The 10891-nt window shown below is 32.2% G+C and carries 7 protein-coding genes and 1 pseudogene; 6 read left to right on the top strand and 2 right to left on the bottom strand.

Annotated elements, in window-relative coordinates; genetic code table 11:
- Together ACN5J3_RS08505 and ACN5J3_RS08500 are read left to right on the top strand one after the other, a co-directional pair.
- Positions 1-560: pseudogene (locus ACN5J3_RS08505) on the top strand (acyl-CoA dehydrogenase); the annotation flags it as partial.
- An 88-nt stretch (positions 561-648) separates the two neighbouring features.
- Positions 649-1407 carry a sugar-binding protein gene (locus tag ACN5J3_RS08500; protein WP_417290044.1) on the top strand — a complete coding sequence of 253 codons (759 nt, stop codon included), beginning with the start codon at positions 649-651 and terminating at the stop codon, positions 1405-1407.
- On the opposite strand, the gene ACN5J3_RS08495 is transcribed toward ACN5J3_RS08500, so the two are convergent.
- Entirely contained in the window at positions 1408-3210 is a 1803-nt protein-coding gene (locus ACN5J3_RS08495) for a glycoside hydrolase family 15 protein (RefSeq protein WP_418511452.1), read from the bottom strand.
- 78 nt (positions 3211-3288) lie between these two features.
- On the opposite strand from ACN5J3_RS08495, the gene ACN5J3_RS08490 reads away from it, so the two are divergent.
- The 3 genes from ACN5J3_RS08490 to ACN5J3_RS08480 are packed head-to-tail and all read left to right on the top strand — an operon-like array spanning position 3289 to position 7734.
- Positions 3289-5496 (top strand): bifunctional alpha,alpha-trehalose-phosphate synthase (UDP-forming)/trehalose-phosphatase, encoded by a 2208-nt coding sequence (locus tag ACN5J3_RS08490; RefSeq protein WP_418511451.1) that lies wholly within the window; start codon positions 3289-3291, stop codon positions 5494-5496.
- Between the two features lie 21 nt (positions 5497-5517).
- Positions 5518-7155 carry a M1 family metallopeptidase gene (locus ACN5J3_RS08485; protein WP_418511450.1) on the top strand — a complete coding sequence of 546 codons (1638 nt, stop codon included), beginning with the start codon at positions 5518-5520 and terminating at the stop codon, positions 7153-7155.
- A 6-nt stretch (positions 7156-7161) separates the two neighbouring features.
- Positions 7162-7734: a YdeI/OmpD-associated family protein gene (locus ACN5J3_RS08480; protein ID WP_418511449.1), complete on the top strand. Its 573-nt coding sequence runs from the start codon at positions 7162-7164 to the stop codon at positions 7732-7734.
- On the opposite strand, the gene ACN5J3_RS08475 is transcribed toward ACN5J3_RS08480, so the two are convergent.
- Positions 7735-8412 (bottom strand): Crp/Fnr family transcriptional regulator, encoded by a 678-nt coding sequence (locus tag ACN5J3_RS08475; protein ID WP_418509670.1) that lies wholly within the window; start codon positions 8410-8412, stop codon positions 7735-7737.
- Positions 8413-8517: 105 nt separating this feature from the next.
- Between ACN5J3_RS08475 and ACN5J3_RS08470 the strand changes: the two genes are divergently transcribed.
- Positions 8518-10884, top strand: a complete 2367-nt coding sequence (locus tag ACN5J3_RS08470; RefSeq protein ID WP_418511448.1) for a heavy metal translocating P-type ATPase — start codon at positions 8518-8520, stop codon at positions 10882-10884.
- The last annotated feature ends 7 nt before the right edge of the window (positions 10885-10891 follow it).

Below are 10891 nucleotides of genomic sequence, written 5' to 3'. Positions count from 1 at the left end.
GTATGCTTTCTGTAGGTATGTTAGTTAAAAAAGCAATGAAAGGTCACGTAGACTTATTAGGTCCTGCAATGAAAGTTCAAGAAGAATTAATGGGTATTCCTTCTTTTGATACACCAGATTATTCTGAACTATTTTCTGAAGAAAAAGAAATGATTGTAAAACTTAAGAAAACCTTCTTAATGGTTGCTGGTGCTGCGGTGCAAAAATTTGGACCAGATTTAGAACAACACCAACAATTACTAGTTGCTGCTGCAGATATTTTAATTGAAATCTACATGGCAGAATCTGCTATTTTACGTACAGAGAAAAACGCAAAACGATTTGGAGAAGAGTCTCAATCTGCACAAATCGCTATGTCTAAATTATACTTATATCACGCTGTAGAAACTATAGAGAAAAAAGGAAAAGAAAGCATTATTTCTTTTGCTGAAGGTGATGAGCAACGTATGATGCTAATGGGACTTAAGCGTTTTACTAAATATCAGAACTATCCGGATATAGTAGACTTAAGACACGAAATCGCTGAAAAAATAAAGGCTGAAAACAAATACTGTTTTTAGGTTAATTTAAGTTTAGTTAGAAGTGAAAAGCCGTTTCTAGTAATTGAAGCGGCTTTTTTATGTAAATTTGCTGCTTAAAATTCAACAAATGAAGATTAACTTCTCCCTACTATTTTTCTTGATAATATTAACTTCTTGCAAAAACACAAAAGAACCAACCATAACTTTTGAGCCTAAAAAGGAAACACAACTGATTTTAGTAAATAAAACAACTGATTTTATTACTATTGACGGACATGCTGATGAAGTTATTTGGCAAACAGAACCTTGGTTTAATATAGATCAATTATGGTTAGGACAACCTTATGACTCTACAGATTTTAACGGACGCTATAAACTAACTTGGAAAGATGATGCACTTTACGCATTAGTAGAAATTCATGATGACACGCTTTATGATCAATATTCAGACCCTTTAAAACTATGGTGGGACGATGATTGTGTTGAAGTTTTTATAGACGAAGATAATAGCGGCGGAGAACATCAATACAATCATAATGCCTTTGCCTATCACGTGGCTTTGGACGGTAATGTTGTAGATATTGCACCAGGTGAAATACCTACGCTTTATAACGATCATGTTATCTCAAAACGCACAACAGTTGGTAACATTTCTCTTTGGGAAATGAAAATTAAACTATTTGATGACACCTTCATTGATGGGCAACAAAACAAACCAAAAACTTTAAAAGCTAACAAAAAAATAGGTTTTGCTATAGCTTATTGTGACAACGATTCTAGCAAAGAGCGTGAAAACTTTATAGGCTCTATTTTTGTTCCTGGTAAAGATAAAAATCAAGGGTGGATTAATGCCAACATTTTTGGCACCTTACAACTAGTTGATTAATTATCTAATAGTTTCTTTTATCCTTTCTTGATCTGTAACTTTAGATAAATTTATAGCTGTTTCAATAAGAGCTAAATGCGAATACGCTTGAGGGAAATTACCTAATAAGCGTTTTGTTTTAAAGTCAATATCTTCACTAAACAAGCCTAAATGGTTACTGTATGACAATAGTTTATCAAACATACGTTTAGCTTTTTGCACCTCTCCTATTTTGTATAAACTATTTATAAACCAAAATGTACAAATGGTAAATGAAGAAGATGGCAACCCAAAATCGTCTTGGTTTTTATAACGATATAACAGTCCGTCATTGCTTAACTCTCGCTCTATAGCATTTACAGTGCTTACATATTTAGGGTCTCTAGCATCAATAAACCCATAAGGCTCCATTAATAATACAGAGGCATCTAAATCATTAGAACCGTAAGATTGAGTAAATGCTTTAACGTCATTATTCCAAGCATGCTCCATGATATCCTCACGAATTTCACTTTCAATAAGTTTCCACTTGGTAATTTTTGATGTTTTACCTAATAGTTCAGCTACTTTTATAGCTTTATCTACAGCCTCCCAGCATAACACTTTTGAGAACGTGAAATGTCTGTCTTCAGTTCTAAATTCCCAAATACCTTTATCAGGTTCTTTCCAGTGCTTGTTAACAACCCAAACAATGCCTTTTGTAATGGTCCATAACTCTTCAGTATTTTCTATATCTATTGAAAAATTTAAAAACTGCTGATGAATCACATCCATCAAGATGCCATAAATATCATTCTGTCGTTGCTTATATGCAGCATTACCAACGCGCACTGGACTTGAATTATGGTAACCACTTAAATGATCTAATGTTTCTTCGGTGAGTTTCTTTTCTTTATTAATACCATACATTATTTGGAGCTTCTCGTCCTTATCTGGTATTAAATCCATAATGAATTTTAAATAGCGTTTGGCTATATTTTTATGTCCTAATTGCGATACCACTTTTATAACCATTGATGCATCTCGTATCCAACAAAAACGGTAATCCCAGTTTCTAACTTCACCAATAGTTTCTGGTAATGATGTTGTTGCTGCTGCTAAAACGGCTCCTGTTTTGTCATAAGTAAGCAACTTGAGTGTCATAGCACTTCGCGCTATCTCTTTATTATATAAATTGTATGAAGGTGTTCTGTCCATCCAATTTAGCCAATACACTTTGGTTCTTTGATGCTCTAGAAACATACTATCTACAGTTGTTTCAAAAACTTTTTCATTGTAACCTATTAAAAAGTAGCCATCAGAAGTTAATGTCATTTCTTCACCTTTAACTACCTTTTGTTTATCAAAGCTTGTATAAAGAAATAAAGTGTCAAACTTGTCGCCATAAGTTAAACTTGCAATAAAGTGATCCTTCACATACATTTCGGTTTTTCCTTTAGCGTATTCTAATTTTGGGTCGTAAAGCACTTTAAAAGTTGGTTTACCTGAAATGTATTTAAAATATCTAATTATTTCTGGTGGTGCTTGGTAACTTCCGTTTGCTTTATAATACCTAGGCATAAAGTCATGAACCTCAAAAGCATCAATGCCGTTACTAAACTTTGTAACAAGTATGGTTGTGTTATCTATATATTTTTGAGTAATTTGGAAACTATCATCTGTAATAATTTCAAAACTTCCTCCTATTTTTTCATCTAACAGTTTTGCAAAAACTGATGACGAGTCAAATTCTGGCAAACAACACCAATCTAAAGATCCTGTTTTAGATATTAAAGCAGCGCTTCTACAATTTCCTATAATTCCGTAATCTAAATTATTTGTCAAATCAAGTAGTTTATTATAGTTACAAGCTAATTTTTCATTAAATTAACAAAATAATCGTCGTTAAACCAAAACACATTCATGAATAAAACCATAATCGTTTCAAATAGACTACCATTACAAATACAAATAGAAAATAATATACTTAAAACAAAACCTAGTGTTGGTGGTTTGGCTACAGGAATGAAGTCGGTTCATGAAGATGGTAATGGACTTTGGATCGGTTGGTCTGGACTTACCGAAGAAGAACTAAATGAAGACTTAAGTAACAAAGTAAAAAATGCTGTTTCAAAACAAAAGTGTGCTACAGTACCATTAACACAATATGATGTAAATAATTTTTATTTTGGGTTTAGTAATAAAACACTTTGGCCACTTTTTCATTACTTCATGGAGTATACCGAATTTGAAAACAGCCAATGGGAATCATATAAAACAGTTAATCAAAAATTTGCTGATGTTGTTTTAGAAAACATTAATGACGGTGATACTGTTTGGGTTCATGATTATCAATTACTTCTACTACCCAAGCTTATTCGAGATAAAAAACCCAATGTAACTATAGGTTTCTTTTTACACATTCCGTTTCCTTCTTATGAAATTTTCAGAACATTTCCTTGGCGTGAAGAACTACTAAACGGTATGCTAGGATCAGATTTATTAGGGTTTCATACTTATGATTATGAGCGTCATTTTTTAAGTTCTATAAAACGTATTTTAAGACTCGATGTTAAGTTTAATGACATACAATATCATGACAGAATAGTTAAGGTAGATTCTTTTCCTATGGGAATAGATTATGATAAATTTCATGATGCAGCTTTAAAACATGCTAGTCTTAAAAAAGAAGAAAAATCAGAGTTACAGCGTCGTTTAGATGATCATATTCAAGCTGGTTCTAATGCAAAACTCATTTTATCTATAGATAGAATGGATTATACCAAAGGCATACCTAATCGAATTAAAGCCTTTGAATATTTTTTAAACAAATATCCTGAATTTAAAGAAAAAGTACGTTTAGTCATGCTTGCAGTACCATCTAGATCTGATGTGCCGCAATACCAAAAATTAAAAAGAGAAACAGACGAATTGGTAGGCCGAATAAATGGCCAATTTGCAACCGTAAGTTGGACACCTATATGGTATTTCTATAGATCTATGCCTTTTGATAATTTAATTGATTTATACGTTTCTTCTCATGTTGCTATGATTACTCCTATTAGAGATGGAATGAATCTGGTAGCAAAAGAATACATTGCTACAAGAACAAACCAAGATGGCGTGCTTATTTTAAGCGAAATGGCTGGTGCTTCAAAAGAGATGAACGAAGCGCTCCTGATAAACCCAAACAATTTTGAAGAAATTGCAGACACTTTAAAGTTTGCGCTTGAAATGCCCGCTCAAGAACAGCAAAGCCGTATAAAAATACTTCAAAAACGCCTACAGCGATATAGTGTTGAAAAATGGGCAAAAGAGTTTATGAAGTCATTAAATGCTACCAAAAATATTGGTGCTGTTATAGTCGCTAAAAGGATGAATGACGAAAACCAAGACACGATGCTATCGGCCTTTAAAAAAGCAAAAAAACGATTATTACTTCTAGACTACGATGGCACATTGGTTGGTTTTAAAAACAATCCTTTAGATGCTAAACCAGACACAAACTTAATAGCAACATTAGATAAACTTAACAACCAGGAGCAAACGGATGTTGTAATAATAAGTGGCAGAGATAGAGAAACATTTGAAAAATGGTTTGCCAATAAAAACTACAATCTTATTACAGACCATGGTGTTTGGCTAAAGTCAAAAGCCAATGACTGGAACATGCTTGAAAGGCTTAAAACTGATTGGATGGAAAACATCACTCCTATTCTAGAAACGTTTGTAGATAGAACACCAGGAACTTTTATAGAAAAGAAAAAATATTCTTTAGCGTGGCATTACAGAAAAGCAGATCCTGAATTAGCTCAAATACGAACCATAGAGCTTAACACTGTACTTACAAGTTTAATTTCTAATAATGATTTATCTGTTTTAAAAGGCAATAAAGTAATCGAAATAAAAAGTAGCAGTGTAAATAAAGGACGAGCAGCTTCAAGGTGGCTTGCTCAAAAAAACTATGACTTTATTTTTGCTATTGGAGATGACTGGACAGATGAATATATGTTTGAAGAACTTCCTGAAACAGCATTTACTGTAAAAGTTGGCTTTAAAAAGACACAAGCTAAATATTATGTAAAAGGCACAGAAATTGTACGAGATTTATTAAGTAAATTTACAAACTAATAACACTTATATTAAATCATAATGAGATTTGCCAAAATACTTTTAGCTGTTTTCTTTTTATCTGTAACAATGACCAATGCGCAGTCTTTGCTATCTAACAAAGAAAAATTCACACATCAAGACACCTTACGCGGTACTATAACTCCTGAACGTGAGTGGTGGGATTTAACATACTATCATTTAGATATTGAAGTATTTCCTGAAACTAAAACAATAGCGGGAAAAAACACCATTAAATATCGTGTTTTAAAACCACACCAAGTTTTACAAATAGATTTACAGGAGCCAATGAAAATTGAACAAGTAACTCAAAATGGTAAAGCTCTAAAAGTAAAACATGATGGTAATGCTCATTTTATAACGTTACAAGACAATCAAAAAACAAATAGTATAAACACTATTGAAGTCACATATTCTGGTAAACCAAGAGAAGCTGTTAGAGCGCCTTGGGATGGTGGACTTTCTTGGAAAAAAGATAAAAATGGAAAAGACTTTATTGCAACCTCATGTCAAGGTTTAGGCGCTAGTGTTTGGTGGCCTTGCAAAGACCATATGTATGATGAAGTAGATAGTATGGATATTAGTGTTACTGTTCCTAAAGGACTAACTGATGTGTCAAACGGACGATTAAAAAGCATAAAAGAAAACAAAAAAACAACCACCTTTAATTGGACTGTAAAAAACCCAATAAATAATTATGGTGTCAATGTAAATATTGGTGATTATGTAAACTTTTCTGAAATATATAAAGGAGAAAAAGGTCCTTTAGACATGGATTATTACGTGCTTCGAGATAATTTAGATTTGGCAAAAGAACACTTTAAAGATGCTCCTAAAATGATGGAAGCTTTTGAATACTGGTTTGGACCTTACCCTTTTTATGAAGACAGCTTTAAGCTAGTTGAAGTTCCTTATTTAGGCATGGAGCATCAAAGCTCTGTAACATATGGAAACCAATACAAAAAAGGCTATTTAGGTAGTGATTTATCAAGAACTGGTTGGGGATTAAAATTTGATTTTATTATTATTCACGAGGCAGGACATGAATGGTTTGCTAACAACATTACCAATAAAGACATTGCAGATATGTGGATTCATGAAAGCTTTACAGCATATTCTGAAAATCTATTTCTAGATTATTATTACGGTAAAAAAGCTTCAGCAGAATACGTAATAGGAACTAGAGCTTCTATAAGAAATGACAAGCCTATGATAGGCCACTATAATGTAAACAGCGAAGGTTCTGGTGATATGTATTACAAAGGAGCTAATATGCTGCACACCTTACGTCAGCTAATTGAAGATGATGAAAAATGGCGTCAAATTTTACGTGGGTTAAACAAAACATTTTACCATAAAACCGTAACTACAAAACAAATTGAAGATTACATTAGTGAACAATCTGGTATTGATTTAACCGAATTTTTCAATCAATATTTACGCACTACAAAAATTCCTACTTTAGAGTACGAAATAAAAGACAACACCTTAAAATATCGTTGGATAAACATTGTTGATAATTTTGATATGCCTATTCAAGTAACCATTAATGATAAAGAACAATGGCTATTTCCTAAAGCCGACTGGAAAACAATGAAATTACAAGGAAACTCAATTTCTGTAGATGCTGATTTTTATATTAAAACATCAAAAATTTAATTACTGTTGAGCTTTCCTAAACTCTATTTCAAAACCGATAAAGATTGGCGAGACTGGTTACATAATAACCATGACACCTCAAAAGGTGTTTATTTAATTTTTTATAAAGTAGACCACGAAAAAGAAAGTATGCGATGGGAAGAAGCCGTTAAAGTTGCTTTATGCTATGGCTGGATAGATGCTACAGTAAAAAGTTTAGGCAATGGTAAACGCCGACAATATTTTACACCTAGAAATCCTAAAAGTGTTTGGAGCGCTGTAAACAAAACATATATTGACACACTTATTAGCGACAATTTAATGCACGAAAGTGGTTTTAAAACCATTGAAATAGCTAAAGAAAATGGTAGTTGGTCTGCACTAGATGATGTAGAAAATGGTGTTATCCCAGAGGATTTACAAAGTGCTTTTAATAAAAATGCAAATGCTTTTAAAAACTACAAAAACTTTGCGCCTTCTTATAGAAAAGGATATTTATACTGGTTAAATCAAGCTAAAAGAACAGCTACTAGAGAAAAAAGGATTATAGAAATAATAAAGTTTTGTGAAGCCAATGTGAAGTCTCGAGGAAACTGGTAGTTACTCAACATGTTGCAATCCTTTTAAGTCCTTTATTATAATTTGCTTTCCCTTTGTTGCAATAAGGTTTTCTTTTTTAAATTGTGATAAGATTCTTATGGCAGATTCTGTTGCTGTCCCTACAATATTGGCATAATCCTCACGAGATAAAATAACATTCAAAGCGCCTTCATCATCTACACCAAAGTTATCATAAATATACAGTAATGTTTCTGCCAAACGTTGTTTAACAGACTTTTGAGCCATGTTTACTATAACATCGTCTGATGATTTTAAATCATGAGCCATTTGCTGTAAAACATGCATAGAAAAATTACTATTATTCTGTAAGTCTGTAATTATTTCTGCTTTAGGAATAAAACAAACTTCCATATCGTTTAATGCAACGGCACTTAAATTAGCAGATTCATCTCCTAGTAATGAACGTTGACCTAATAAATCTCCTTTTATAACAAGTTTTACTATCTGGTCTCTACCATTAGCACTTAATTTAGATAATTTGCAAATACCATCCTTAATGCAAAAAATACCATTTAGAGTATCACCTTCTTCAAAGATAAGTTCTCCTTTTTTTATATGCTTTGATGTTTTACACCCCGAAATACGTATTAACTCATCTTTAGTTAATGCCTTAAGAGAATTAAACTGCCTTACTATACATTGTTCACATTTACTCATACCTTGTTTTCGTGTTTTGTAAAAATACTTAAAACATGACAAATATCATATTTTTTCTTGGTTCAAAATGTAACCTTTGTTACAGGTATAAATGAGCAAATAATTATGGAACAAACGCATTGTTTCCACTGTGGTGATTTGTGTAAATCAGATCATATAGTTTATCACAACAAAGACTTTTGTTGCAATGGCTGTAAAACAGTCTACGAAATTTTTTCTGAAAATGATTTAACATGCTATTATGACTTGCAGCAAGCACCTGGTGCTACGCCTAAAGTAATAGAAGGCAAGTATGAGTTTTTAAAACAAGAAAATATTATTGAAAAACTCACAGAGTTTAATGATAATAAAACACAAATTGTAACCTTAAGCATTCCTCATATACATTGTAGTTCTTGTATATGGATATTAGAAAACCTTAACAAGCTTTCTTCTCACATTACCGCATCCCAAGTAAATTTTGGTAAGAAAACAGTAAGAGTTACATACCATACAAGTGATTTTTCACTAAAAGAATTGGTCTTACTTTTAAGTCGAATAGGTTACGAGCCTTATATATCGCTAGAAGATTACGATACTGGCAAAAACAAAGTAAACAGACAGCTTATTTATAAATTAGGAATTGCTGGTTTTGCTTTTGGTAATGTTATGTTTTTATCATTCCCAGAATATTTTGAGGTTAATGAATTCTGGCTTGAACAATATAAACCGCTATTTAGATGGTTAATGTTTTCTTTTTCTTTACCGGTTGTTTTTTATGCCGCTCAAGATTATTTTGTATCGGCATATAAAGGTTTAAAATCTGGCTTACTTAACATTGATGTTCCTATTGCGCTAGGTATTGTTGTTTTATTTTTAAGAAGCACCTCCGATATTCTTTTTAATTTAGGATCTGGCTTTTTTGACAGTTTAACAGGTCTAGTCTTCTTTCTGCTTTTGGGGAAGTTTTTTCAACAAAAAACCTATGCCTTTTTATCTTTTGAACGCGATTATAAATCATACTTTCCAATTGCCATAACAAAAATTGAAAACTCTGAAGAGACACCTATTCAAATTTATGATATAAAAAAAGGTGATCGTTTACTTATTAGAAATGAAGAACTAATTCCTGTTGATGGTATTTTAATAAATGGCAAAGCCCGAATAGATTATAGCTTTGTTACAGGAGAATCTGAAACAATAAGCAAAAAATCTGGTGATAAAGTATTTGCTGGAGGCAAACAAACCTCTGGTGTTATTGAAATGGAAGCATTAAAATCTGTTGAGCAAAGTTATCTTACACAACTTTGGAGCAATGATGTTTTTAATAAGAAAAAAGAAGATTCCTTTACAAACATAACCAATACAATAAGTAAACGGTTTACAATTTTTGTTTTAACCATAGCATTTGTATCTACAGCTTATTGGTTGGTTACAGATGCTTCAAAAGCGCTCAATGTTTTTACTGCTGTTCTTATAATTGCTTGTCCTTGTGCTATTGCGCTATCAGCTCCTTTTACTTTTGGTAACCTTTTAAGGTTGTTTGGTAAGTTTAAATTTTACGTAAAAAACGCCTCTGTTATAGAGCAACTAGCATCTATAAACACCATAATATTTGATAAAACAGGAACCATTACCTCAAATAAAAAAAGTACTGTTACTTATGATGGCGATATGCTTTCAATCAACGAAGAAGCGTTACTAAAAAACACCTTGAGAGGCTCAAATCACCCCTTAAGTCGCTCACTGTACAACATCCTTAATGAGCATAATATAATTACTTTAAATCATTTTGAAGAGCATATCGGCAAAGGTATTGAGGCATCTCATCATGCTGATCATATTAAAATTGGGTCGGCAAAATTTGTAGGTATCAACGAAACCACCGCGCTTAACACAACTGTACATATAAGTACTAACAATAATTACAAAGGAAAATATATTTTTTACAACAGCTATAGAAAAGGATTATCTAAACTCTTTAACCAACTAAAAAAAGATTTTGATTTGGTTATTCTCTCTGGTGATAATGAAGGTGAGTATGAGAACTTAAAAAAACTTTTACCTTCAAAAACCAAACTAATATTTAATCAAAAGCCAAACGATAAGTTAGAATATATAAAGTATCACCAAACTGAAGGCGCTAAAATTTTAATGGTTGGTGACGGATTAAACGATGCTGGAGCATTAGCTCAAAGCAATGTTGGTATTGCTATTTCAGAAAACATTAATGTGTTCTCTCCTGCTTGTGACGCCATTCTTGATGCTTCAAAACTTAATAAACTACATCTTTTCATAAAAGCTTCAAAAAGTGCTTTAAAAATTATTAAGTGGAGTTTTGTCTTGTCATTTATATACAATATCATTGGCCTTTACTTTGCTGTTACCGGACAACTATCTCCTGTTATAGCTGCTATTTTAATGCCTTTAAGCTCCATTAGCATTGTGGTTTTCACAACAATATCTACAAATTTTTTAAACAGGAAATTATGATACAAAA

The sequence above is a fragment of the Corallibacter sp. genome (genome assembly GCF_048381695.1).
Classification (GTDB): domain Bacteria; phylum Bacteroidota; class Bacteroidia; order Flavobacteriales; family Flavobacteriaceae; genus Corallibacter; species Corallibacter vietnamensis.
Note: the sequence above shows the minus strand (reverse complement) of the source record. Positions and strands in the feature narration are given on the sequence as shown.